This window comes from Klebsiella spallanzanii (assembly GCF_902158555.1).
Taxonomy (GTDB): Bacteria; Pseudomonadota; Gammaproteobacteria; order Enterobacterales; family Enterobacteriaceae; genus Klebsiella; species Klebsiella spallanzanii.
Genome location: NZ_CABGGS010000023.1, coordinates 79,057 through 104,696 on the forward strand (window position 1 = coordinate 79,057; position 25,640 = coordinate 104,696).

Consider the following 25,640-nt stretch of genomic DNA (forward strand, 5'->3'; position numbering starts at 1 on the left):
GCTCCATAATTTACTAAAAATTCAACGCGCTCAACCGATAACCGGCGTCAGATAGCCGACCAGAATTCCGGCTAACACCACCGAAACCATAGTGACGGAGACGAATCCGCCCACCAGCATCGGGCCCAGCATATGGTGAGTCAGCATCTGGCGCTCTTTTTCATCGTGGGTGAGGGCGTTGATGGCCTCGTTGGTAATAATATAGTCGGCGGGAAAACCGTACAGCGCGGTCAGAGAGATAGCGAATGCCATCGGGCCGCTGACGCCAAGCAGTTTCCCAACCAGCCAGGAGACGATAAACATGCCGATAACCGCCGTGGCGATTAATACTACCATCGGGAAAAGCAGGCGCAGCAGCATCTCCGGGGTCGCTTTATTCAGGGTATCAAAAATAAATAGCATCAATGCCATGATCGCGAAACCAAAACCGTTAGCTTTATGCAGGGTGTGCTTTTCGAGGAAGCCTAAGGAGGTAAAGACCACGCCAAAAAACAAGCACAGTACGAATGGACTGATATTGACGATGGGTTTGGCAAGGTCGGCAACAAACCAGGCCAGACAGCCGACCAGCGCCAGGCGCAGGAATTTGAAGTAGTTGCTGTTATAGCTGACGGGGATTTTACTGAACAGGCGCGGCATTTTCTCCTCGCCGACGGCAAGCATCGCGTTTTCATCCGGGATGTCATCGTGGCTATGCTCACCGCTGCGGTAGCGGGCCAGCAGCGTTTTACCTTCACGTTGCAGCATGATGGCGGTTAGAGGATATCCGGCAAACCCCTGCATCACGTAAACCAATATGGCAAAAACCGATAGATCAACCAGACCGGCATTGCTTGCACCTTGCGACATAATCAGCGATGAGACGATACCGCCGACCAGCGGAGGGATGGTGACCAGCGCCGTATTGCGGTCAAATAGCACCATACTTACTGCAAAGACGGCAGCCGTTATTCCAGCGATACCGGCGAGGGAGATGACCACGGTTTTCCACTGCTGCGCCAGCTCTTTAAGCGACAGCAAAGTTCCCATATTGGTGATTAACAGATACATCAGCATTATGGCAACAGGGGTACCTATTCCGGCCCGGCTGATAATATCCGCAGGGAAAAATGTCCAGTAACCAATCAAAAACAAAACTGCGCAGACAAATACCGAAGGGATCCAGGCTTTTGTGCGGGTAGAAACAACGTCGCCGATATAAAGAATTAAAACAATAATCGACAGTGCGATCATTTGTGACATAAATAATTTCCATATTATTTATCCCATATATGTTTATGGGACGGGTGGATATTGTGTTGTCAGGTAACTGCGGAACGCGCAGATAATATCTTCGCCATGAGGTCATTTATGCTTTAGAGGCGTTGATATATATCAGATAATTGAAAATGCGAGAGTTGTCAATTTATATAGGTTTGCTTTTGATGGATGCTCAGAATAACAAGACAGCAATAAATTCCTTTTTCAGAGGAAGTAAGAAAAATCCTGGTTAATGCTATTTGATTAATTTATGAGTTCTGATACTCAATCCTGAGGTATCTTTTGCCGGATATTGTTCACGAGCGTGCTATTGGTAATTTTGCCCTTCACGCATAATAATGTGTTCACTGAATGTATCTGGCTCTTGGGCCGAGGGGTTAGAAGGATGAAACCATTTCGTTTGGCAGCGCTATCTCTGGCGCTACTCACCGCGCTATCGTTGACAGGCTGTGACGACAGCGGCAAACCGCAGGCGGTTGTTCCCGCGGCATCTACGGCGGCGGAAAAAGAGAGTGCGAAGCCGGATGCCAGCCAGCTGGCGGCGCTGGCTGAAAAAAGTAAAGGCAAATCGCTAACGCTGCTGGATGCCTCAGAAGTGCAGCTTGACGGCGCGGCGACGCTGGTGCTGACCTTTTCTATCCCCTTGCAGCCAGATCAGGATTTCTCCCGCAGCGTACATCTGGTCGACAAAAAGAGCGGCAAAGTTGACGGCGCCTGGGAGCTGGCGCCGAATCTTAAAGAGCTACGGCTTCGCCATCTGGAGCCAAAACGCGAGCTGATTGTTTCGGTGGACCCCACTCTGGCGGCGCTGAATAAAGCGACTTTTGACAGCAGCTTCGAAAAAACCATTACCACGCGCGATATTGCCCCAAGCATTGGTTTTGCCAGCCGTGGATCGTTGCTGCCGGGGAAAGTCGTTGCCGGGCTACCGGTGATGGCGCTGAATGTCGATAACGTCGACGTGAATTTTTTCCGCATTAAACCGGAGTCGCTCTCCGCCTTCGTCAGTCAATGGGAATACCGTAACTCACTGAGCAACTGGGAGTCTGACGAGCTGCTTAAGATGGCCGATCTGGTCTATACCGGACGTTTTGACCTTAACCCCGCGCGCAATACCCGTGAAAAACTGCTGCTGCCGCTGGCGGATATCAAGCCTCTGCAGGAGCCGGGCGTCTACATCGCAGTGATGAATCAGGCGGGCCACTACAACTACAGCAACGCCGCGACGCTGTTCACTCTCAGCGATATCGGTGTATCCGCCCACCGTTATCACAACCGGCTGGATGTCTTTACCCAGAGCCTCGAAAACGGCGCAGCTCAGTCGGATATTGATGTTCAACTGCTGAACGCTAAAGGGCAGACTCTGGCGCAGGCAAAGAGCGACGGTCAGGGCCACGTCACGCTGCAAACTGATAAAGACGCGGCGCTGCTGCTGGCGCGTAAGGACGGGCAAACCACGCTGCTTGATCTTAAACTTCCGGCGTTGGATCTGGCGGAGTTTTCCATTGCCGGCGCGCCGGGCTTCACTAAGCAGCTATTTATGTTTGGCCCGCGGGATCTCTATCGTCCGGGCGAAACGGTGATCCTCAACGCCTTGCTGCGCGATAGCGACGGCAAACCGCTGGCCGAGCAGCCGGTGAAGCTGGAAGTGGTGCAACCGGACGGCCAGGTGATTCGTTCGACGGTAAGCAAACCGGTGAACGGCCTGTATCAGTTTACGTATCCGCTCGATAGCGGCGCGGCGACCGGCATGTGGCATATTCGTGCCAGAACTGGCGACAACCAGCCGCGTGAGTGGGATTTCCACGTTGAAGATTTTATGCCTGAGCGGATGGCGCTGAGCCTGACGCCGCAGGAGACGCCGCTGGCACCCGATGCCAGTGTGGATTTCGCCGTCGCGGGCGTGTACTTATACGGTGCCCCCGCCAGCGGCAATCAGCTACAGGGCAAACTGTTCCTTCGCCCGCTGCGCGACGCGGTACCAGCGTTGCCGGGCTTCCAGTTTGGCGATATCGCCGAAGAAAACCTTTCCCGTAGCCTTGATGAAGTCCAGCTAACGCTGGATGACAGCGGCCGAGGCGAGGTGACCGCCGATAGTCAGTGGCAGGAGAGCCACTCACCGTTGCAGGTGATCCTCCAGGCAAGCCTGCTGGAGTCCGGCGGTCGCCCGGTCACGCGCACCGTCAGACAGCCAATCTGGCCAGCCGACGCGCTGCCGGGCATTCGTCCGGAATTTGCCCTGAAAGAGATTTACGACTATCGCACCGACAGCACCAGCAAGCAGCCGGTGGTGGATGAAAATGGCAACGCGGCGTTTGAGATTGTCTATGCCGATGCCAAAGGCGAGAAGAAGGCGGTCTCCGGGCTACAGGTGCGGTTGATTCGCGAGCGCCGCGACTACTACTGGAACTGGTCTGATAGTGAAGGCTGGCAGTCGCAGTTCGATCAAAAAGATCTTCAGGAAGGAGAGGAGTCGCTGGATCTTACTGCCGGGCAAACGGCAAAAGTCAGCTTCCCGGTTGAATGGGGCTCTTATCGCCTGGAAGTCAAAGGGCCGGACGATGTTGTCAGCAGCGTGCGCTTCTGGGCCGGATACAGCTGGCAGGATAACAGCGACGGTCAGGGGGCGGCGCGTCCGGACCGCGTCACCATGAAGCTGGATAAACCAGCCTATAAACCAGGCGACACTATCAAGCTGCACATTGCCGCTCCGGCAGCCGGTAAAGGCTACGCGCTGGTGGAATCAAGCGAAGGGCCGCTGTGGTGGCAGGAAATTGACGTTCCGGCGGAAGGCATGGATTTGTCGATTCCGGTGGATAAAGCCTGGAATCGCCACGATCTGTACCTCAGCACCCTGGTGATTCGTCCAGGGGATAAATCACGCTCCGCGACGCCAAAACGGGCGGTGGGTCTGCTGCATCTGCCGCTTGGCGATGAAAACCGCCGTCTGAATCTGGCGCTGGAAGCGCCGGATAAAATGCGCCCCAACCAGCCGCTGACGGTTAAGGTTAAGGCCAGCGTCAAAGAAGGCGAAACGCCGAAGCAGGTCAACGTTCTGCTCTCCGCCGTGGATAGCGGCGTATTGAATATTACCGACTATGCGACGCCGGATCCGTGGAATGCTTTCTTCGGCCAGAAGCGCTACGGCGCAGATATTTACGATATCTACGGTCAGGTCATTGAAGGGCAGGGGAGGCTCGCCAGCCTGCGCTTCGGCGGCGATGGTGATGAACTTAAGCGCGGCGGCAAACCGCCGGTTAATCATGTAACTATTGTCGCCCAGCAGGCGCAGCCGGTCGTGCTGGATGAGCAAGGCGAAGGGACGGTAACGTTGCCGATTGGCGATTTTAACGGCGAACTGCGGGTCATGGCTCAGGCATGGACCACCGAGGATTTCGGTAGCAGCGAAGATAAAGTGATCGTTGCTGCGCCGGTCATTGCCGAGATGAATATGCCGCGCTTCCTCGCCAGCGGAGACACTACTCGTCTGGCGCTGGATCTCCGCAACCTGACCGATAAACCGCAGACCTTGCATGTGGCTTTGGCGACCAGCGGTCTGCTACAGCTGAAAAGGGGGGAACTGCCCCCGGTCCAGATGGCGCCCGGCATGCGGACTACGCTATTTGTGCCGGTCAGCGCGCTGGATGGTTTTGGCGATGGCCAGGTTAATGCCACGATCAGCGGCCTGAACCTGCCGGGTGAAACGTTCGCGCCGATGCAGAAGCAGTGGAAGCTGGGCGTGCGTCCGGCATTCCCGGCACAGACAGTGAACTCCGGCGCCGTCTTGCAGCCAGGTGAAAGCTGGCAGGCCCCGGCTGAGCAAAGCCAGGACTTCTCGCCTGCAACGCTACAAGGGCAACTGGTGTTCAGCGGCAAGCCGCCGTTGAATCTGGCGCGCTATATTCGCGACCTCAAAGCTTATCCCTACGGCTGCCTGGAGCAGACCACCAGCGGGCTGTTCCCGTCGCTCTACACCAACGCAGCCCAGCTAAAAGCGTTGGGGATCAGCGGAGACAGCGATGAAAAACGACGCGCGGCGCTGGATATCGGCATTTCTCGCCTGCTGCAAATGCAGCGCGACGATGGCGGTTTCGCCTTGTGGGACAAACAAGGACCGGAAGAGTACTGGCTGACCGCCTACGCAATGGATTTCCTCGTGCGAGCGGGCGAGCAGGGCTACAGCGTACCGGTGAACGCAGTGAACAACGGCAACCAGCGTCTGCTGCGTTATCTACAGGAGCCGGGCTTAATGACCGTCCGCTACAGCGATGATGCTCAGGCCAGCCGTTTTGCCGCTCAGGCTTACGCCGCGCTGGTGCTGGCGCGACAGCAGAAAGCGCCGCTCGGCGCACTGCGCGAAATCTGGAATCGCCACGAGCAGGCGCGTTCTGGTCTGCCGTTGTTGCAGTTAGGCGTTGCGCTGAAAGCGATGGGCGATGCACCTCGCGGTGACGAAGCTTTGAAGCTGGCAATGTCTACGCCGCGTCAGGATGCAAATCGCTGGCTTGGCGACTACGGTAGCCAGCTGCGCGACGATGCGCTGAAGCTGGCGTTGCTGGAAGAGAACAAGCTGCTGCCGGAGGCACAAAACAGGCTGCTAAGCAACCTGGCGGAAGAAGCCTATGGTCAGCGCTGGCTCTCGACGCAGGAGAGTAACGCTCTGTTCCTGGCCGGGCGCTCGTTGCAGGACGTTCCTGGCAACTGGCAGGTACAAACCTCGCTGCAGACCGAGCCGCTTTCTGGCGATAAAGCGCAAACCCGTAACCTGACCGGCGACCAGCTGGCGGCGCTGCAGGTGACCAATACCGGGCAGCAGCCGCTGTGGTTACGTCTCGACAGCAGCGGGTATCCGCAGAGCGCTCCGCAGCCGGGCGGTAACTTGCTGGGTATTGAACGGCAAATTTTCGATACTCAGGGCCAGCAGAAATCGCTCTCTTCACTGCGCAGCGGTGAGCTGGTACTGGTGAAGCTGGAAGTCACAGCCAAACGCAACGTACCGGACGCGCTGGTGGTCGATTTACTTCCGGCAGGGCTGGAGCTGGAAAACCAGAATCTGGCCAACAGCAGCGCTAGCCTGCAGGAGAATGGCGAGGTGGTGCAGAATCTGCTCAACCAGATGCAGCAGGCGGATATCCAGCACATTGAATTTCGCGACGATCGTTTTGTCGCTGCGGTGGCTATCAACGAAGGACAGCCGGTGACCCTGGTTTATCTGGCGCGGGCGGTGACGCCGGGGACTTATCAGGTTCCGCAGCCGCAGGTGGAATCGATGTATGTGCCGCAGTGGCGGGCAACCGGCGCGGCCAGTGGTCCGTTGATTGTTACTCCATAAATGAAGTGTTTTACCGCGATAAAACGCCGCTGGCGCTGGCTGGCGGCGTTTATTTTTCTGCTGTGGCTTGCGGTGCTGGTGGCTGACAGGTTATGGCCGCTACCGCTGCGTGAGGTCACGCCTGCCAGAGTGGTGGTGGCGGAAGACGGGACGCCGCTGTGGCGTTTTGCCGATGCGCAGGGCGTCTGGCGCTATCCGGTGACGCTGGCTGATGTTTCGCCGCGCTATTTGCAGGCGCTGATCCAGTATGAAGATCGCTGGTTCTGGGATCATCCTGGCGTTAATCCGTTCTCGATCGCGCGTGCCGCCTGGCAGGATCTGATCTCCGGGCGGGTGATCTCCGGGGGGAGCACGCTGACCATGCAGGTGGCGCGCCTTCTCGATCCTCATCCTCGCACCTTCGGCGGCAAGCTGCGTCAGCTATGGCGGGCGCTGCAGCTGGAGTGGCATTTGTCAAAAAGCGAGATCCTCACGCTCTATCTCAACCGGGCGCCGTTCGGTGGCACGCTGCAGGGGATCGGTGCGGCCAGTTGGGCTTACCTTGGGAAACCACCAGCTCAGCTAAGCTACGGCGAAGCGGCGCTGCTGGCGGTGCTACCGCAGGCCCCGAGCCGCCTGCGCCCGGACCGCTGGCCCGAGCGGGCACAAGCAGCGCGCGACAAAGTGCTGCTGCGGATGCTGAGCCAGGGAGTATGGTCAGAAAAACCGGTACGTGAAGCTATCGAAGAGCCGGTATGGCTATTCCCGCGCCAGATGCCGCAGTTAGCACCGCTTTTTTCCCGCCGCGCGCTGGCGAGCAGCCGTCAAGAGAAGGTCGTGACGACGCTGGATGCCGGACTGCAGCGGCAGCTGGAAGATCTGGCGTTGAACTGGAAATCGCGTCTGCCGCCGCGCAGCTCGCTGGCAATGGTGGTGGTTGACCATACCAATATGAAGGTACGCGGCTGGGTAGGTTCGGCGGATATTAGCGATGATAGCCGCTTTGGCCATATTGATATGGTGTCAGCGGTCCGCTCTCCCGGTTCGGTGCTGAAACCATTTGTCTATGGTATGGCACTGGATGAGGGGCTGATTCATCCGGCGTCTTTATTGCAGGACGTCCCGCGACGCTTTAGCGATTACCGGCCGGGCAACTTCGATAGCGGCTTTCACGGGCCGGTGAGCGCCAGCGAAGCGCTGGTTCGTTCGTTGAACCTTCCGGCGGTGCAGGTACTGGAGGCCTACGGGCCGAAGCGTTTTGCTGCTAACTTGCGTAACGCCGGTCTGCCGCTGATGCTGCCAGCGGGTGCAGAGCCGAATCTGTCGCTGATCCTCGGCGGGGCCGGAGCGAGGCTGGAGGATATTGTGGCGGCGTACAGCGCATTCGCCCGTCACGGCAAGGCCGCGCGATTGCGTATCACCCCTGACACTCCGCTGGTGGAAAGGCCGTTGTTGTCGCCGGGTTCTGCCTGGATTGTACGGCGCATTCTGGCCGGTGAAGCGCAGCCAGTTCCTGATGCATCGCTGGTGCAGGTGGTGCCGCTGGCGTGGAAAACCGGCACCAGCTATGGCTATCGCGATGCCTGGGCGATCGGCGTTAATGCTCGCTACCTGATCGGCATCTGGACCGGGCGACCTGATGGTACGCCGGTAGTCGGGCAGTTTGGTTTTGCCAGCGCGGTGCCGTTGCTTAATCAGGTGAATAATATGCTGCTGGCGCGACCAGCGATGGGTCGCGGTGGACTACCAACCGACCCGCGTCCACCGTCGGTTAGCGCCGGGACCATTTGCTGGCCCGGCGGGCAGCATTTAGCGGCAGGTGATGCGAACTGTCGCCGACGGCTGGCAACCTGGTTGCTGGACGAGAGCCAGCCGCCGACGCTGCTGTTGCCGGGTCAGGAGGGTATTCGCGGCATTCGTTTCCCGGTATGGCTGAATGAGAAAGGATTGCGGGTGGCGGCAGATTGCCCCGGCGCGGTGGAGAGAAGTATCGACGTCTGGCCGCTGCCGCTTGAACCCTGGCTACCCGCAGGCGAACGGCGTCGCGCCAGACTGCCTGCTGTATCGGCTGATTGTCCGCCAGTACAAACCACGGATCCCGCGCCGCTGGTGCTATCCGGCGTTCGAGAGGGCGCGGTGGTTAAACGTCTTCCCGGTGAGCGAAAAGTGATGCTACCGCTGCAGACGACCGGTGGAGAAGGGCGGCGCTGGTGGTTTTTGAACGGCGAGCCGCTGCTGGCGGAAGGCGTCGGTACGACTCTTAACCTTGAGCGACCTGATAGTTACCAATTGGTGGTGATGGATCAAAGTGGGCAGATTGTTGCCGCAAACTTCACCGTGCAATAAACAGAACTTTCCTTAATTGGCCTGATTTGTTGTTTAAGGTCGCTTTTTTTTAAAAAAATGTTACCTAAACACATAGGCAACCGCCTTAGATGATGATTATAATTCGCGCCGTATTTATCTGCTCATCTGCAAAACAGAACAACACATATAAAGAGGTTATCATGGCTATTGAACGTACTTTTTCCATCATCAAACCAAACGCGGTGGCAAAAAACGTTATTGGCGGCATCTTTTCTCGCTTTGAAGCTGCAGGGTTCAAAATTGTCGGCACCAAAATGCTGCATCTGACCGTTGAGCAGGCTCGCGGTTTTTATGCTGAGCACGAAGGTCGCCCATTCTTCGACGGCCTGGTTGAATTTATGACCTCCGGTCCGATCGTGGTTTCCGTACTGGAAGGTGAAAATGCGGTTCAGCGTCACCGTGACCTGCTGGGCGCAACCAACCCGGCGAACGCGCTGGCAGGTACTCTGCGCGCTGACTACGCTGACAGCTTCACCGAGAACGGTACCCATGGTTCCGACTCTGTTGAATCTGCTGCGCGCGAAATTGCGTTTTTCTTTGCGGAAGGCGAGGTTTGCCCGCGCACCCGCTAATCTCCCGCGTCTTTCACGCCACCGCTTTGTTGGCTTCATTCGCGCACCCTGGTCACATAGTTATCTATGCTCCCGGGGATTTGCGAACTCGCCGCCTCGCCGTGACGTAAAATACTTTGGAGATCCCAATCCTCGTCGTCTTTTCAACCGTCGCGGTGTTGGCTGCGCGCGTTCACCCCGGTCACATAGTTTCTATGCTCCCGGGGCTTCACTTGCTTGCCGCCTTGCGACAATCGAAAAGCCATAGAGGATTAAGTATGTGGTTACGATTTTTTTATCATTGACTGCGTGCAAGCGTGGTATTGATGCGCCAGACTTTGTAGAATACAGCGCCCCGGATGAGCAGTCGCTCCCGGGGCGTTTCTTTTTAACCCTCCAGGGGCCATAACGTGTAATAACGAGGCCGGAATCAATTATGTCTGAACAAATAGTCACACCTGATAGCGCCGCTCTGACGGTGCCGAACAAAGATGCCAAAATCAACCTGCTGGATCTGAACCGTCAGCAGCTGCGCGAGTTTTTCAAAAACATGGGCGAGAAGCCTTTCCGCGCCGATCAGGTGATGAAATGGATGTATCACTACTGCTGCGATAACTTTGATGAGATGACCGATATCAACAAAGTTCTGCGCGGCAAACTTAAGGAAGTCGCGGAGATCCGTGCGCCTGAAGTCGTTGAAGAGCAGCGCTCCAGCGACGGTACCATCAAATGGGCGATTGCCGTTGGCGATCAGCGCGTTGAGACCGTGTATATCCCGGAAGACGATCGCGCGACCCTGTGCGTTTCTTCCCAGGTTGGTTGCGCGCTGGAGTGTAAATTCTGCTCCACGGCGCAGCAGGGCTTTAACCGCAACCTGCGGGTCTCGGAAATTATCGGCCAGGTCTGGCGCGCGGCGAAAATCGTCGGCGCGGTGAAGACTACAGGCGTGCGTCCGATTACCAATGTGGTAATGATGGGGATGGGCGAACCGCTGCTGAACCTGACCAACGTGGTTCCGGCAATGGAGATCATGCTCGACGATTTCGGTTTTGGTCTTTCCAAACGTCGCGTCACGCTCTCCACTTCCGGCGTTGTTCCGGCGCTGGATAAGCTTGGCGATATGATTGACGTTGCGCTGGCTATCTCCCTGCACGCGCCGAATGACACCATTCGTGACGAAATCGTGCCGATCAACAAGAAATACAACATTGAGACCTTCCTGAACTCGGTGCGTGGTTACATTTCGAAGTCCAACGCCAATCAAGGCCGCGTGACCATCGAGTACGTTATGCTGGATCATGTTAATGACGGCACCGAACATGCTCACGAGCTGGCCGCGCTGCTGAAGGATACGCCGTGTAAGATCAACCTGATCCCATGGAACCCCTTCCCGGGCGCGCCATATGGCCGTAGCTCCAACAGCCGCATCGACCGTTTCTCCAAGGTTCTGATGGAGTACGGTTTCACCACTATCGTGCGTAAAACTCGCGGTGATGATATTGATGCTGCCTGCGGCCAACTGGCCGGTGACGTTATCGACCGTACCAAACGTACGCTGCGTAAGCGTATGCAGGGCGAAGCGATTGAGGTGAAGGCTGTCTGATAAATGATGCAGCATGCGGCCCAGGTCGCATGTTGCATCATTATGTTGAATAGCCGGGCGAAATACGCTGTTCTGGTTAATAATTACGGTGCGTTTTTGTCGACTTTGAGGCAGTATGTAGCGGTACAACAACCGCTTAGCATTCAATATTGATAAGTCTCTGTGATAGTACGTCATACGGACTTATACTGTTTGTCTGACGTTGAGCAGATGTCTCGCGGCGCGGGCTTACCGGCGCTGAATTTTAAATTTCACGTACCAGTAGTTGTAGCGAATGAATACTGAAGCCACTCAAGACCATCAAGAAGCAAACACCACGGGCGCGCGTCTGCGTAATGCCCGCGAACAACTCGGGCTCAGCCAGCAAGCGGTGGCTGAACGCTTATGCCTGAAGGTTTCCACGGTTCGTGATATTGAAGACGATAAGGCACCCGCCGATCTCGCTTCAACCTTCCTGCGCGGTTATATCCGTTCCTATGCCCGCCTGGTGCACATCCCCGAAGAAGAACTGCTGCCGATGATGGCGAAGCAGGCTCCAATTCGTGCAGCGAAAGTGGCGCCGATGCAAAGCTTCTCGCTCGGCAAACGCCGTAAAAAGCGTGACGGCTGGCTGATGAGCTTTACCTGGCTGGTGCTGTTTGTGGTGATTGGCCTCAGCGGTGCCTGGTGGTGGCAGGACCACAAAGCGCAGCAGGACGAGATCTCCACCATGGCCGATCAATCCTCAGCAGAGCTGAATTCTGGCGATAACAATAGCCAAAATATTCCTCTGGATAATGATTCGGCCAACTCTGCACCGGATGCTGTTGCCAACAGCGCGCCGGTAGAGACTTCTACTGCACCTTCGGCGTCGACGCCGGCTCCAGCTCCGGTCGATAATAACGCCGTTGTCGCGCCTTCTCAGGCTAACGTTGACACGGCAGCAACGACTGCGCCGGTAAACCCTGCTTCACCGTTACCGACCGATCAGGCAAACGTCGCTACTGCGGCCTCAGCTCAGGATCTGGTGCTGAATTTTACCGCCGACTGCTGGCTGGAAGTGAGTGATGCGACCGGTAAAAAGCTGTTCAGTGGATTGCAACGTAAAGGCGGTAACCTCAATTTGAGCGGCCAGGCACCTTATAAACTGAAAATTGGTGCACCGGCAGCAGTACAGATTCAGTATCTGGGTAAACCCGTCGATTTGAGTCGTTTTATCAGAACTAACCAGGTTGCGCGTCTGACCCTAAATGCCGAACAATCACCGGCGCAGTAACAGACGGGTAACGCGGGAGATTTTTCATGCATAACCAGGCTCCGATTCAACGTAGAAAATCAAAACGAATTTACGTTGGGAATGTGCCGATTGGCGATGGTGCTCCTATCGCCGTACAGTCGATGACAAACACGCGCACCACCGATGTGGCAGCGACGGTAAATCAAATTAAAGCCCTTGAGCGCGTTGGCGCAGATATCGTTCGCGTTTCGGTGCCAACGATGGATGCAGCCGAAGCCTTCAAGCTTATCAAACAGCAGGTTAACGTCCCGCTGGTTGCCGATATCCACTTCGATTATCGCATTGCGCTGAAGGTTGCGGAATACGGTGTCGATTGCCTGCGTATTAACCCAGGTAATATCGGTAATGAAGAGCGTATTCGCATGGTTGTTGATTGCGCTCGCGATAAAAATATTCCCATTCGTATCGGGGTGAACGCCGGTTCTCTGGAAAAAGATCTCCAGGAAAAATATGGTGAACCGACGCCGCAGGCGCTGCTGGAATCTGCCATGCGTCATGTCGATCATCTCGATCGTCTGAACTTCGATCAGTTCAAAGTCAGCGTAAAAGCTTCCGATGTGTTCCTGGCGGTTGAATCCTATCGTCTGCTGGCGAAGCAGATCGATCAGCCCCTGCACTTGGGGATCACCGAAGCCGGTGGTGCCCGCAGCGGTGCGGTGAAATCGGCTATTGGCCTCGGTTTGCTGCTTAATGAAGGCATTGGCGACACCCTGCGCGTTTCGCTGGCGGCGGATCCGGTTGAAGAGATCAAAGTCGGATTCGACATTCTGAAGTCTCTGCGTATCCGCTCTCGCGGCATCAACTTCATTGCTTGTCCAACCTGCTCGCGTCAGGAGTTTGACGTTATCGGCACCGTTAATGCGCTGGAGCAGCGTCTGGAAGATATCATTACGCCGATGGATATTTCGATCATCGGCTGCGTGGTAAACGGCCCAGGCGAGGCGCTGGTTTCTACGCTTGGCGTGACCGGCGGTAATAAGAAAAGCGGCCTGTACGAAGATGGCGTACGTAAAGACAGGCTGGATAACGACGATATGATCGATCAGCTGGAAGCGCGTATTCGTGCCAAAGCATCGATGCTTGATGAAGCGCGTCGTATCGATATTCAGCAGGTTGAAGCGAAATAACGTGTTGGGAAGCAATACGCTTCCCGTGTATGATTGAACCTGCGGGCGCGAGGCGCCGGGGTTCATTTTTGTATATATAAAGAGAATAAACGTGGCAAAGAACATTCAAGCCATCCGTGGCATGAACGATTATCTGCCGGGCGAAACCGCTCTCTGGCAGCGCATTGAAGGCTCACTGAAGCAGGTGCTTGGTAGCTACGGTTACAGCGAAATCCGTTTGCCGATTGTAGAGCAGACCCCGTTATTCAAACGCGCTATCGGCGAAGTGACCGACGTGGTTGAAAAAGAGATGTATACCTTCGAGGACCGCAATGGCGATAGCCTGACGCTGCGTCCGGAAGGCACGGCTGGTTGCGTACGCGCCGGTATCGAACATGGTCTCCTGTACAATCAAGAACAACGCCTGTGGTACATTGGGCCGATGTTCCGCCATGAGCGCCCGCAAAAGGGGCGCTATCGTCAGTTCCACCAGATTGGTGCGGAGGTTTTCGGCCTGCAGGGTCCGGATATCGACGCTGAGCTGATCATGCTGACCGCCCGCTGGTGGCGTGAACTGGGGATTTCCGGCCATGTTGCGCTGGAGCTGAACTCCATCGGTTCGCTGGAAGCCCGCGCCAATTATCGCGATGCGCTGGTCGCTTACCTTGAGCAGTTTAAAGATAAGCTCGACGAAGACTGCAAACGCCGCATGTACACCAACCCGCTGCGCGTGCTGGATTCGAAAAACCCGGACGTTCAGGTTCTGCTGAACGATGCGCCGACGTTGGGCGACTATCTTGATGAAGAGTCCAAAGAGCACTTTGCCGGGCTGTGCGCGCTGCTGGATGATGCGGGTATCCGCTATACCGTGAATCAGCGTCTGGTGCGCGGTCTCGACTATTACAACCGTACCGTGTTTGAGTGGGTAACCACCAGCCTCGGTTCCCAGGGTACCGTCTGCGCCGGAGGCCGTTATGACGGTCTGGTTGAGCAGCTTGGCGGTCGCGCAACCCCAGGCGTAGGCTTTGCGATGGGTCTGGAGCGTCTTGTTTTACTAGTCCAGGCAGTGAATCCGGAATTTATTGCTTCTCCTGTTGTCGATATATACCTGGTAGCCTCCGGAACTGGCACCCAGTCCGCAGCAATGCGTCTGGGTGAGCAGGTACGCGATGCGTTACCCGGCGTCAAGCTGATGACCAACCACGGCGGCGGCAACTTTAAGAAGCAGTTTGCGCGTGCTGATAAATGGGGCGCTCGTGTGGCGCTGGTACTGGGCGAATCAGAAATCGCTGACGGAAACGTGGTAGTGAAAGATTTACGCTCAGGTGAGCAAACTACCGTAACGCAGGATAGCGTTGCCGCGCATTTGCGCACAATTCTGGGTTAATCTCCCGGGAATCATTAGTCAGGAGAAGGACTGCGTGGAAATTTACAATAACGAAAACGATCAGGTCGACGCGCTGAAGCGTTTCTTTGCTGAAAATGGCAAAGCGCTGGCCGTCGGGGTGATTTTGGGCGTTGGCGCACTGGTTGGCTGGCGCTACTGGACCTCCCATCAGTTAGACACTGCCAGAGGGTCGTCTCTGGCTTATGAAAATGCGATTTCCGCGCTTAAATCGGATAAACCAGAAGCGCTGAACGCTGCGCAGAAATTTGCTGCTGACAGTAAAAACACCTACGGTGCGTTTGCTTCGCTTGAGCTGGCGCAGCAGTTTGTTGATAAAAACGATCTGCAGAACGCTGAAAAGCAGCTTCAGCAGGGGCTGGCAGCCGCTTCTGATGATAACCTGAAATCGGTTATCAATATGCGTCTTGCGCGCGTACAGCTGCAACTTAAGCAGCCTGATGCCGCGCTGAAAACCCTGGATGCCGTGAAAGGTGAAGGCTGGACCTCGATTGTTGCCGATCTGCGCGGCGAGATCCTGCTGAGCAAAGGTGATAAACAAGGGGCGAAAGCGGCCTGGGAAGCGGGCGCGAAAAGCGATGCTTCACCGGCGCTCAGCGAAATGATGCGTATGAAAATAAATAATTTGTCCATCTGAGAGGGACTCGATGCAATTGCGTAAATTACTTTTGCCAGGGCTGCTTTCCGTTACTTTGTTGAGCGGTTGTTCGTTGTTTAACAGCGAAGAAGATGTGGTGAAAATGTCGCCACTGCCGACGGTGGAAAACCAGTTTACGCCGTCCACGTCCTGGAGCACCTCTGTTGGCGGCGGTATTGGCGAATTCTACTCTAATCTGCACCCGGCTTTTGCTGACGGCGTCGTGTATGCCGCCGATCGTAAAGGTACCGTTAAAGCCCTGAATTCCGGTGATGGCAAAGAGGTGTGGTCGGTTAATCTGGCAGAGAAAGACGGCTGGTTCTCCCGTGCGCCTGCGCTGCTTTCCGGCGGTGTGACCGTCTCCGGCGGCCATGTTTACATCGGTAGTGAAAAAGCCAAAGTCTATGCGCTGAATACCAGTGACGGTACCGTCGCGTGGGAAGCGAGCGTTGCTGGTGAAGCGATCTCTCGTCCGGTAGTGAGCGACGGTATGGTTCTGATTCATACCACTAACGGCCAGCTGCAGGCGCTGAACGAAGCCGACGGCGCGGTGAAATGGACCGTTAACCTGGATATGCCTGCGCTCTCTCTGCGCGGTGAATCCGCTCCGGCTACTGCCTACGGCGCAGCCATTGTTGGCGGCGATAACGGTCGCGTTAGCGCAGTGCTGATGCAGCAGGGCCAGATGATTTGGCAGCAGCGTATTTCTACCGCGACTGGACCGACTGAAATCGACCGTCTTAACGATGTCGATACTACGCCGGTTATCGTAAACGGCGTGATTTATGCGCTGGCCTACAACGGCAACCTGACCGCTCTGGATCTGCGTAGCGGCCAGATTATGTGGAAACGCGAACTGGGTTCAGTGAACGATTTCATCGTTGATGGCAACCGTATTTACCTGGTCGATCAGAATGACCGTATGCTGGCGCTGACCACCGATGGCGGCGTAACGCTGTGGACGCAAAGCGATCTGCTGCATCGTCTGCTGACGGCACCAGCGTTGTATAATGGCAACCTGGTGGTTGGCGATAGTGAAGGCTATATGCACTGGGTTAACCCTGAAGATGGTCACTTTGTGGCTCAGCAGAAGATAGACAGCTCTGGCTTTTTGACCGATCCGGTAGTTGCCGACGGTAAGCTGCTGATTCAGGCTAAAGACGGTACGCTGTACGCGATTACGCGTTAAGTACAGCGGTAGTCTATTTTTGAGAAACGGCCCCTGGCAGACAGGGGCCGTTTTGACTTTTTTAAAAACGCTGTGAAAACTGGCGTTGTATCGAATTTTGTATGAGGCATTTAACATGATACCTGTGGTCGCGCTTGTCGGGCGCCCTAACGTTGGAAAATCCACGCTCTTCAACCGCTTAACGCGCACTCGTGATGCGTTGGTCGCGGATTTTCCGGGGCTGACTCGTGACCGTAAGTACGGTCGTGCTGAAGTGGAAGGTCGTGAATTTATCTGTATCGATACCGGCGGCATCGACGGTACCGAAGATGGCGTAGAAACGCGGATGGCGGAACAGTCGCTGCTGGCCATTGAAGAAGCGGACGTGGTGCTGTTTATGGTCGATGCGCGTGCGGGCCTGATGCCGGCGGATTCGGCGATTGCTAAGCACCTGCGTTCCCGTGAAAAACCGACCTTCCTGGTGGCAAACAAAACTGACGGCATTGATGCCGATCAGGCGATTGCCGATTTTTGGTCGCTGGGACTAGGCGATATATACCCGATTGCCGCTTCGCACGGTCGTGGCGTTACCAGCCTGCTGGAGCACGTGCTGCTGCCGTGGGTTGACGAAGTGAACCCGCCGGAAGAAATTGACGAAGACGCGGCATACTGGGCGCAGTTTGAAGCCGAGCAGAATGGCGAAGCAGTTGAAGAGCCGGAAGATGACTTTAACCCGCAGGATCTGCCAATTAAGCTGGCGATTGTGGGCCGTCCGAACGTCGGTAAGTCAACGCTCACCAACCGTATTCTGGGTGAAGACCGCGTGGTGGTCTACGATATGCCCGGCACCACTCGCGACAGTATCTATATCCCGATGCAGCGCGATGAGCGTGAATATGTGCTGATTGATACCGCGGGCGTACGTAAGCGTGGAAAAATTACCGATGTCGTAGAGAAGTTCTCGGTGATTAAAACACTGCAGGCGATTGAAGATGCTAACGTCGTGCTGCTGGTGATTGATGCGCGGGAAGGGATTTCCGATCAGGACTTGTCTCTGCTGGGCTTTATCCTCAACAGCGGCCGCTCGCTGGTGATTGTCGTCAATAAATGGGACGGCCTGAGCCAGGAAGTGAAAGAGCAAGTGAAAGAGACCCTGGACTTCCGTCTGGGCTTTATCGACTTTGCCCGCGTACACTTTATTTCCGCGCTGCACGGCAGCGGCGTAGGTAATCTGTTTGAATCAGTACGTGAGGCCTACGACAGCGCAACCCGTCGCGTGGGCACCGCTATGCTGACTCGCATCATGACCATGGCTGCCGAAGATCACCAGCCGCCGCTGGTGCGGGGCCGTCGCGTGAAGCTAAAATATGCTCACGCCGGTGGTTATAATCCGCCAATCGTGGTTATCCACGGCAATCAGGTGAAAGATCTGCCGGATTCTTACAAGCGCTACCTGATGAACTACTTCCGTAAATCGCTGGAAGTGATGGGTACGCCGATTCGTATTCAGTTCAAGGAAGGGGAAAACCCGTTTGCCAACAAACGTAATACCCTGACGCCTAACCAGATGCGTAAGCGTAAGCGCCTCATCAAACATATCAAGAAAAGCAAATAAGCTATTTGCCTGAATGAAAACCCCAAAGCCCGAATTTGTCGGGCTTTTTTATTTCTCGGGATCGCCCAATCGCTGATTAACAATAAACCTGCTTGAGGCTGGCGTATAAATGTGCGAAAAATTAATCAGGATTAATACTTCTATGACATGAGGTCAAAATGAAAAGATTTTTAGCTCTCCTGATATTGTTTATTATCCCCATAGCGTATGCCGCTGAATCACAACCCATTGAGCCTCGTATTAAGCCTGTTTATCCAGCTAAAGCTGAGAAAAAAGGGATCTCAGGTCAGGTTAAGGCGCAATTTGATGTAGACGATAATGGCCTTGTCACTAACGTTCAATTGTTAAGCGCTGACCCTTCCGGAATGTTTGATAACGAGGTCAGGGCAGCCATGAACAAATGGCGATATGTTAAAGGGAAGCCCTCCAGGAATAACATCATTACCATTAACTTCAGGCCATGTCCGTCCTCCGTAGAGGTGCCAGCGCCAAACCAACCGGGTAGCATTAAAAGTAGAGGAGTTCCTTTTAGATAAGAAGAATTCATTTGAAACAGTTTATGGAGAATCGTTTAAAGGGAGGGAACAGGGATATGCAAAAGGTAATGATAATGGGTATTTTAGTCATCTTTACTAGTGGTTGTGCGCCGTTGCGTCCTTCTGATTGCCATAAAACGACGGCGTTAGGGAGTTGTGACTCTGGACGCTTCACTGATGACGATGAATATGGCAAGCAGGCCAGAGCGATTAAAGCGTCCATAGAGTCCCAGCTATCCGATCGCTACACATGGACGGGCAAAAAATGCAGGATATACATGAGCTTTAGCTACAATGGACAACTGAATAGCATCACTACAAGTGAAGGCAACAAACAATATTGTGCCGCGCTGGTTGCCGCCGCTAAACGGGCCACCTTTACGCCGTTTACCAATGAAAAAATCTATGGCGCTTTTGCTCAATCACGATTCAGCATGCAGGGTGAGTAAAACGAAACTGGATAGCCCGATGATGGATGAATAGCCCATTTGTCATTAATGATTATGCAGTTGCAACAGCCGCCGCGTGGTCCTCACTTAAACGTGATAAAATAACGAAATATAAACGTCGTCAGGAGTCACTATGGAATTTGATTGCCCCGTCTGCCACGCGCAGCTTGATATTCAGGCTAATAGCGCCCACTGCGATCATTGTGCAAAAGATTATGTTGTGGAAGCTCGCTGCCCGGACTGCCACAAACCGCTGGAAGTTTTAAAGGCCTGCGGCGCGGTGGATTACTTCTGCCAGAACGGACATGGGCTGATTTCGAAAAAACGCGTGGAGTGGGTGGAAACCGAATAACCGACGTTACTTCTTCTTCGCCCGGGTTTTCTTCACGGGCGTCACCGTTTTTACCTCGCTCTCTACCCAGCCGTCGTTCAGGCGGGTAGTAAGTAAATCCCCTTCACGTACCTGCCTGGTTTGTTTCAGGACTTTGCCGTCGCTGGCGGAAGTCACGCTATAGCCGCGGGCAAGTGTCGCCAGCGGGCTGACGGCTTCCAGATGCGTCACCATATTGCCGAAGCGTTCGCGCTGCTCGCCAAGCCGAGCGCGGATGTTTTCCGCCAGCCGGAATTCCAGTTGTTGAATACGGCTCTGGGCGCGGTGAATACGCGGCTGCGGGTTTTGTTGACTCAGACGCTGCGTAGCGCGCTGTTGGCGCTGATCTGCACGTTTTATCTGCGTCTCAAGAGCGAAACGCATCCGCTGACGTAATCTCTCCAGTTCCGTTTGCTGACGCGCCAGCCGCAGCTGAGGATGCTGCTGCTGCAGACGGTGAAAAATCTGGGTGAAGCGACGGTGGCGATTGGCCAGGAAGTAGTCCATCGCCATCTCCAGACGCTGCTGACCGGACTGCAGCTGGCGCAGCAGTTCCTGCTGATTGCGGCTGACAATCTCTGCGGCAGCGGAAGGCGTTGGCGCGCGCAGGTCGGCGACAAAATCGGCGATAGTCACGTCGGTTTCGTGACCCACGGCGCTGACGATTGGAATAGGGCTGGCAAAAATCGCGCGCGCTACTCGTTCGTCGTTAAAGCTCCATAAATCTTCCAGCGAACCGCCGCCGCGCCCGACAATCAGCACGTCGCATTCATGACGCGCGTTGGCCAGTTCAATCGCGCGAACGATCTGCCCCGGAGCGTCTTCGCCCTGAACGGCGGTCGGATAGATAATGACCGGCAGGGAGGGATCGCGGCGCTTGAGCACCTGTAAAATATCGTGCAGCGCGGCCCCGGTTTTAGAGGTAATAACTCCCACGCAGTGCGCAGGGGAGGGAAGCGCTTGTTTGTGCCGCTGATCGAACAGCCCTTCCGCAGCCAATGTGGCCTTAAGCTGTTCATACTTCTGCTGAAGCAGACCTTCGCCCGCAGGCTGCATGCTTTCGACGATGATTTGATAATCACCGCGCGGTTCATACAACGTAATGTTGGCGCGAACCAACACCTGTTGCCCATGCTGCGGACGAAACGTCACGCGGCGGTTGCTGTTGCGAAACATCGCGCAGCGCACCTGAGCGTTATCGTCTTTTAAGGTGAAGTACCAATGGCCGGATGAAGGCTGGCTGAAATTTGAAATCTCGCCGCTAATCCATACCTGGCCCATTTCACGTTCCAGTAGCAGTCGAACCGACTGATTCAGGCGGCTAACCGTGTAAATTGAGGGGGATTGAGAGGGCAACATGTGAGCAAGATCAAATTCTAAATCAGCAGGTTATTCAGTCGATAGTAACCTGCTGGGAGGGGATCGCAAGTATTATTTGCAAAAAAGGGTAGATGCAATCGGTTACGCTCTGTATAATGCCACGGCAATATTTATCCACCCTGGTCGAGATATTGCCCATGCTACGTATCGCTAAAGAAGCTCTGACGTTTGACGACGTCCTCCTTGTTCCCGCTCATTCAACCGTTCTGCCAAATACCGCCGATCTCAGCACTCAGCTGACGAAAACAATTCGTCTGAATATTCCAATGCTTTCCGCTGCAATGGATACCGTGACTGAAGCGCGTCTGGCAATTGCCCTGGCACAGGAAGGCGGCATCGGCTTTATTCATAAAAACATGTCTATTGAGCGCCAGGCTGAAGAAGTTAAGCGCGTGAAGAAACATGAGTCCGGCGTGGTTACCGACCCGCAGACCGTCCTGCCGACCACCACTCTGCGCGAAGTTAAAGAGCTGACTGAACGCAACGGTTTTGCCGGTTATCCGGTGGTGACCGAAGACAACGAGCTGGTGGGTATCATCACTGGCCGTGATGTGCGTTTCGTTACCGATCTGAATCAGCCGGTTAGCGTTTATATGACGCCGAAAGAGCGTCTGGTGACCGTTCGCGAAGGCGAGAGCCGCGAAGTGGTGTTTGCCAAAATGCATGAAAAACGCGTAGAGAAAGCGCTGGTTGTGGATGACAGCTTCCATCTGCGCGGCATGATCACCGTTAAAGATTTCCAGAAAGCAGAACGTAAACCGAACGCCTGTAAAGATGAGCAGGGGCGTCTGCGCGTTGGCGCAGCGGTTGGCGCGGGCGCAGGCAACGAAGAGCGTGTTGATGCGCTGGTAGCTGCGGGCGTAGATATTCTGCTGATCGACTCTTCCCACGGCCACTCTGAAGGCGTACTGCAGCGTATCCGTGACACTCGCGCTAAATATCCTGACCTGCAAATCATCGGCGGCAACGTTGCGACAGGCGCGGGCGCTCGCGCTTTGGCGGAAGCGGGCTGCAGTGCGGTCAAAGTGGGTATAGGCCCAGGTTCTATCTGTACGACTCGTATCGTGACCGGTGTGGGCGTTCCGCAGATCACCGCCGTTTCTGACGCGGTTGAAGCGCTGGAAGGCACCGGTATTCCGGTTATTGCCGACGGTGGTATTCGTTTCTCTGGCGATATCGCTAAAGCAATTGCCGCAGGCGCAGCTGCCGTAATGGTTGGTTCCATGCTGGCCGGTACCGAAGAATCCCCGGGTGAAATCGAACTGTACCAGGGACGTTCTTACAAATCCTACCGCGGTATGGGTTCCCTTGGCGCGATGTCTAAAGGTTCTTCTGACCGCTACTTCCAGACTGATAACGCTGCCGACAAACTGGTGCCGGAAGGCATCGAAGGTCGTGTTGCTTATAAAGGCCGTCTGAAAGAGATCATTCACCAGCAGATGGGTGGCCTGCGCTCCTGTATGGGTCTGACCGGTTGTGGTACCATCGATATCCTACGGACCAAAGCGGAATTCGTGCGCATCAGCGGCGCGGGTATCCAGGAGAGCCACGTTCACGACGTGACGATCACTAAGGAATCCCCGAACTACCGCATGGGCTCCTGATTTTCATCGCCCGGCCATGCGCCGGGCGATTTATTTAACCTGTATCACTTGCCTCGGAATTATCGTCAATGACGGATAACATTCATAAACATCGTATTCTTATCCTGGACTTCGGTTCTCAGTACACCCAGTTGGTTGCGCGTCGCGTTCGTGAATTAGGTGTCTATTGCGAACTGTGGGCATGGGACGTCACTGAAGCTCAAATTCGTGAGTTCAACCCTAACGGTATTATTCTTTCCGGCGGCCCGGAAAGTACCACCGAAGATAACAGCCCGCGCGCGCCGCAGTACGTTTTCGAAGCTGGCGTGCCGGTATTTGGCGTATGCTACGGCATGCAGACCATGGCGATGCAGCTGGGCGGCCACGTTGAAGCCTCTAATGAGCGCGAATTTGGCTATGCGCAGGTTGAAGTCCAGACCGATAGCGCGCTGATCCACGGTATTGAAGATGCGCTGAGCGCAGACGGTAAGGCAATGCTGGACGTCTGGATGAGCCATGGTGATAAAGTCACCGCCATCCCTTCGGACTTCGTTACCGTTGCCAGCACCGAAACCTGCCCGTTCGCTATTATGGCTAACGAAGAGAAGCGTTTCTACGGCGTGCAGTTCCACCCGGAAGTGACTCATACCCGTCAGGGCCTGCGTATGCTGGAGCGCTTCGTGCTTGAGATCTGCCAGTGCGAAGCGCTGTGGACGCCAGCTAAAATTATCGACGATGCCATCGAGCGCATTCGTCAGCAGGTTGGCGACGATAAAGTCATTCTCGGCCTGTCCGGCGGCGTAGATTCTTCTGTTACCGCGATGCTGCTGCATCGCGCGATTGGTAAAAACCTGACCTGCGTCTTCGTGGATAACGGCCTGCTACGTCTTAATGAAGCTCAGCAGGTTATGGATATGTTCGGCGATCGTTTCGGTCTGAACATCGTTCACGTCGAAGGTGAGGCGCGTTTCCTGGCTGCGCTGGCGGGCGAAAACGATCCTGAAGCGAAGCGTAAAATCATCGGCCGCGTGTTTGTTGAAGTGTTTGACGAAGAAGCGCTGAAGCTGGAAGACGTGAAATGGCTGGCGCAGGGGACTATCTACCCTGACGTGATCGAGTCTGCGGCTTCCGCAACCGGCAAAGCGCACGTCATCAAATCTCACCACAACGTGGGCGGCCTGCCGAAAGAGATGAAAATGGGTCTGGTCGAACCGCTGCGTGAGCTGTTCAAAGACGAAGTGCGTAAGATTGGTCTCGAGCTGGGGCTACCGTACGATATGCTGTATCGCCACCCGTTCCCGGGACCGGGTCTCGGCGTGCGAGTGCTGGGCGAAGTGAAGAAAGAGTACTGCGACCTGCTGCGTCGTGCGGATGCCATCTTCATTGAAGAGCTGCACAAAGCCGATCTGTACAACAAAGTGAGCCAGGCGTTCACCGTGTTTCTGCCGGTTCGCTCCGTCGGCGTCATGGGCGATGGTCGTAAGTATGACTGGGTGGTTTCCCTGCGTGCAGTCGAAACCATCGACTTTATGACCGCGCACTGGGCGCATCTGCCGTACGATTTCCTTGGTCGCGTCTCCAACCGCATCATCAACGAAGTCGACGGTATTTCCCGCGTGGTGTATGACATCAGCGGTAAGCCGCCAGCGACGATTGAGTGGGAATAATTTCTCCTCGCAATCGCTAAATTTTTGCTAACTAAAGCCCTCTTTAAAAAGAGGGTTTTTTATCCTCGCCATTCACGATCGCTTGCCAGCCGTTAGCGGCAATTTTATATGTTGGGTGCATGCAATCGATATTGCCAACCCTACCACCACCAGCGCCAACGCGGCGGAAACGGCTAAACCTCCCTGGATTCCAAGTCGATGATTAAGCCACGCATAGGCAAACGGTGATATGGCCGCCAGCACTTGGGCGGGAATCAACAGAATGCCGGTGCGATGAGCATAATCCTCAGCGGCAAAAAGCTGTAGCGGCAACGTGGCTTTAAATACGGTTGTCAGACCGTTGATTGCGCCATAGCCCAACACAAATCCTCCGGCTGCCCAGGCCAGATAAGGCCCGCTCAGACCAAGCGCAAAACAGAGCGGCATCAGTAAGGTTGTCAGCAGCGTTAGTCTTAACGGCGTTAATACTGAGCCGGACGCGACTTCGAGAAAGCGCGCGCCGGTTTGCCCTATTCCCCATAGCATTCCTACCCCGACAGGAAGCCCGTAGCTGGCGATAAACTCCGGTAAGTGCGTTGATGTGCCGTTAGAAACGAAGGTGACCAGCGCTATCAGTACCGCGTACAGCAGGGCGGGACGCTTATCGCTGCTGCCAGAAAGCGGCTGGCGTTTTTTCACCGGTAGCGATAATGGCTGTTTGTGATTTGGCATTCCCCACAACAACAGCGCGCTAAGCACACCAAACAGGGCGTAGATGATCAGCGCATGCCGCCAGTCCATCTGTGTTAACAGCCATGCCCCGAGCGGCCAGAATAGAGCAGAAGCCAATCCACCTGCGAGGGTAACGCGTGAGATGGTTAATCTGGCGCGCTGTCCGTAGAGGTTCACCAGGGCAGCAAACAGTGCATCGTAAAGCGCCAGCCGCATGCCGACGCCGGTCAGGATCCAGGCGGCAAACCAGCCCGTCAGGCTATGGACGTGAGCCATTATCAGGCAACCCGCTGAAATCATCAGCGTACCGGATACTACCACCCGTTGGCCGCCAAAATGGGCCAGTAACCGGGCGACAAATGGAGAGAGTATCGCCATCATAAGCATGGCGATAGTCAGTCCGAAGTAGATATCGGTTGCGGCCCAGCCGGTCTCATGAGCGATAGCCCTCGCGAAAGTACCGGGCATATAAAAAGATATTCCCCAGTTAATAAGCTGATTGCACCCGGCGACAAGGGTGACAAAGCCCGGCGTCGAAAGTGATTTTGCAGATGTTTTCATGATTTTCCATTCTGTTACGCTGTTGTCGGCAGCATACCCTGCACGCTATTGTGCAGGCAGGCCGGTCCGTTTATGACCCTTATA

General features: G+C 55.2%; 18 protein-coding genes. 15 read left to right on the top strand and 3 right to left on the bottom strand.

Annotated elements, in window-relative coordinates; genetic code table 11:
* Positions 1–30 precede the first annotated feature (30 nt).
* Entirely contained in the window at positions 31–1,242 is a 1,212-nt protein-coding gene (locus FN082_RS15440) for a hypothetical protein (protein WP_142981886.1), read from the bottom strand.
* A gap of 403 nt (positions 1,243–1,645) precedes the next feature.
* Here FN082_RS15440 and FN082_RS15445 point away from each other — a divergent pair, with 403 nt between their 5' ends.
* From FN082_RS15445 to FN082_RS15505, 13 genes are all read left to right on the top strand, one after another.
* Positions 1,646–6,592, top strand: a complete 4,947-nt coding sequence (locus tag FN082_RS15445) for an alpha-2-macroglobulin family protein (protein WP_142981887.1) — start codon at positions 1,646–1,648, stop codon at positions 6,590–6,592.
* Positions 6,593–8,917 (top strand): peptidoglycan glycosyltransferase PbpC, encoded by a 2,325-nt coding sequence (gene pbpC, locus FN082_RS15450; RefSeq protein ID WP_142981888.1) that lies wholly within the window; start codon positions 6,593–6,595, stop codon positions 8,915–8,917.
* Between the two features lie 161 nt (positions 8,918–9,078).
* Positions 9,079–9,510, top strand: coding sequence for a nucleoside-diphosphate kinase (gene ndk, locus FN082_RS15455; protein WP_004114414.1), 432 nt, complete (start codon positions 9,079–9,081; stop codon positions 9,508–9,510).
* Between the two features lie 415 nt (positions 9,511–9,925).
* A complete protein-coding gene (locus FN082_RS15460) occupies positions 9,926–11,092 on the top strand; it encodes a bifunctional tRNA (adenosine(37)-C2)-methyltransferase TrmG/ribosomal RNA large subunit methyltransferase RlmN (protein ID WP_139536774.1) in 1,167 nt (388 codons plus the stop codon).
* A 274-nt stretch (positions 11,093–11,366) separates the two neighbouring features.
* The gene (rodZ, locus tag FN082_RS15465) at positions 11,367–12,347 is read left to right on the top strand and encodes a cytoskeleton protein RodZ (RefSeq protein ID WP_139536773.1); all 981 of its coding nucleotides are present in this window, start codon (positions 11,367–11,369) and stop codon (positions 12,345–12,347) included.
* A 26-nt stretch (positions 12,348–12,373) separates the two neighbouring features.
* Positions 12,374–13,495, top strand: coding sequence for a flavodoxin-dependent (E)-4-hydroxy-3-methylbut-2-enyl-diphosphate synthase (gene ispG, locus FN082_RS15470; RefSeq protein ID WP_139536772.1), 1,122 nt, complete (start codon positions 12,374–12,376; stop codon positions 13,493–13,495).
* 91 nt (positions 13,496–13,586) lie between these two features.
* The gene (gene hisS / locus FN082_RS15475; RefSeq protein ID WP_142981889.1) at positions 13,587–14,861 is read left to right on the top strand and encodes a histidine--tRNA ligase; all 1,275 of its coding nucleotides are present in this window, start codon (positions 13,587–13,589) and stop codon (positions 14,859–14,861) included.
* 34 nt (positions 14,862–14,895) lie between these two features.
* Positions 14,896–15,516 carry a YfgM family protein gene (locus FN082_RS15480; protein ID WP_139536770.1) on the top strand — a complete coding sequence of 207 codons (621 nt, stop codon included), beginning with the start codon at positions 14,896–14,898 and terminating at the stop codon, positions 15,514–15,516.
* Between the two features lie 10 nt (positions 15,517–15,526).
* Complete coding sequence (gene bamB, locus FN082_RS15485; RefSeq protein ID WP_139536769.1) at positions 15,527–16,705, top strand: outer membrane protein assembly factor BamB; 1,179 nt, start codon at positions 15,527–15,529, stop codon at positions 16,703–16,705.
* A gap of 115 nt (positions 16,706–16,820) precedes the next feature.
* Positions 16,821–18,299: a ribosome biogenesis GTPase Der gene (gene der, locus FN082_RS15490; RefSeq protein WP_139536768.1), complete on the top strand. Its 1,479-nt coding sequence runs from the start codon at positions 16,821–16,823 to the stop codon at positions 18,297–18,299.
* A 158-nt stretch (positions 18,300–18,457) separates the two neighbouring features.
* Complete coding sequence (locus FN082_RS15495) at positions 18,458–18,835, top strand: TonB family protein (protein WP_139536767.1); 378 nt, start codon at positions 18,458–18,460, stop codon at positions 18,833–18,835.
* Between the two features lie 56 nt (positions 18,836–18,891).
* Complete coding sequence (locus tag FN082_RS15500; RefSeq protein WP_142981890.1) at positions 18,892–19,284, top strand: cell envelope integrity TolA C-terminal domain-containing protein; 393 nt, start codon at positions 18,892–18,894, stop codon at positions 19,282–19,284.
* A gap of 133 nt (positions 19,285–19,417) precedes the next feature.
* Positions 19,418–19,636 carry a zinc ribbon domain-containing protein gene (locus FN082_RS15505; protein WP_142981891.1) on the top strand — a complete coding sequence of 73 codons (219 nt, stop codon included), beginning with the start codon at positions 19,418–19,420 and terminating at the stop codon, positions 19,634–19,636.
* Between the two features lie 6 nt (positions 19,637–19,642).
* On the opposite strand, the gene xseA is transcribed toward FN082_RS15505, so the two are convergent.
* On the bottom strand, positions 19,643–21,013 hold the full coding sequence (gene xseA / locus FN082_RS15510; RefSeq protein WP_142462707.1) for an exodeoxyribonuclease VII large subunit: 1,371 nt from the start codon (positions 21,011–21,013) through the stop codon (positions 19,643–19,645).
* Positions 21,014–21,171: 158 nt separating this feature from the next.
* Here xseA and guaB point away from each other — a divergent pair, with 158 nt between their 5' ends.
* Both guaB and guaA read left to right on the top strand, forming a co-directional pair.
* Positions 21,172–22,638, top strand: a complete 1,467-nt coding sequence (gene guaB, locus FN082_RS15515; protein WP_139536763.1) for an IMP dehydrogenase — start codon at positions 21,172–21,174, stop codon at positions 22,636–22,638.
* A 68-nt stretch (positions 22,639–22,706) separates the two neighbouring features.
* Positions 22,707–24,284 (top strand): glutamine-hydrolyzing GMP synthase, encoded by a 1,578-nt coding sequence (guaA, locus tag FN082_RS15520; RefSeq protein WP_139536762.1) that lies wholly within the window; start codon positions 22,707–22,709, stop codon positions 24,282–24,284.
* Between the two features lie 72 nt (positions 24,285–24,356).
* Here guaA and FN082_RS15525 read toward each other — a convergent pair whose 3' ends face one another.
* Positions 24,357–25,556 carry an MFS transporter gene (locus FN082_RS15525; protein WP_142467064.1) on the bottom strand — a complete coding sequence of 400 codons (1,200 nt, stop codon included), beginning with the start codon at positions 25,554–25,556 and terminating at the stop codon, positions 24,357–24,359.
* Between the last annotated feature and the right edge of the window lie 84 nt (positions 25,557–25,640).

Coding starts and splice junctions, on each gene's coding strand:
- FN082_RS15440 (WP_142981886.1), bottom strand. CDS start 1,242: ATGTCACAAATGATCGCACTGTCGATTATTGTTTTAATTCTTTATATC.
- FN082_RS15445 (WP_142981887.1), top strand. CDS start 1,646: ATGAAACCATTTCGTTTGGCAGCGCTATCTCTGGCGCTACTCACCGCG.
- pbpC (WP_142981888.1), top strand. CDS start 6,593: ATGAAGTGTTTTACCGCGATAAAACGCCGCTGGCGCTGGCTGGCGGCG.
- ndk (WP_004114414.1), top strand. CDS start 9,079: ATGGCTATTGAACGTACTTTTTCCATCATCAAACCAAACGCGGTGGCA.
- FN082_RS15460 (WP_139536774.1), top strand. CDS start 9,926: ATGTCTGAACAAATAGTCACACCTGATAGCGCCGCTCTGACGGTGCCG.
- rodZ (WP_139536773.1), top strand. CDS start 11,367: ATGAATACTGAAGCCACTCAAGACCATCAAGAAGCAAACACCACGGGC.
- ispG (WP_139536772.1), top strand. CDS start 12,374: ATGCATAACCAGGCTCCGATTCAACGTAGAAAATCAAAACGAATTTAC.
- bamB (WP_139536769.1), top strand. CDS start 15,527: ATGCAATTGCGTAAATTACTTTTGCCAGGGCTGCTTTCCGTTACTTTG.
- der (WP_139536768.1), top strand. CDS start 16,821: ATGATACCTGTGGTCGCGCTTGTCGGGCGCCCTAACGTTGGAAAATCC.
- FN082_RS15495 (WP_139536767.1), top strand. CDS start 18,458: ATGAAAAGATTTTTAGCTCTCCTGATATTGTTTATTATCCCCATAGCG.
- FN082_RS15500 (WP_142981890.1), top strand. CDS start 18,892: ATGCAAAAGGTAATGATAATGGGTATTTTAGTCATCTTTACTAGTGGT.
- FN082_RS15505 (WP_142981891.1), top strand. CDS start 19,418: ATGGAATTTGATTGCCCCGTCTGCCACGCGCAGCTTGATATTCAGGCT.
- xseA (WP_142462707.1), bottom strand. CDS start 21,013: ATGTTGCCCTCTCAATCCCCCTCAATTTACACGGTTAGCCGCCTGAAT.
- guaB (WP_139536763.1), top strand. CDS start 21,172: ATGCTACGTATCGCTAAAGAAGCTCTGACGTTTGACGACGTCCTCCTT.
- guaA (WP_139536762.1), top strand. CDS start 22,707: ATGACGGATAACATTCATAAACATCGTATTCTTATCCTGGACTTCGGT.
- FN082_RS15525 (WP_142467064.1), bottom strand. CDS start 25,556: ATGAAAACATCTGCAAAATCACTTTCGACGCCGGGCTTTGTCACCCTT.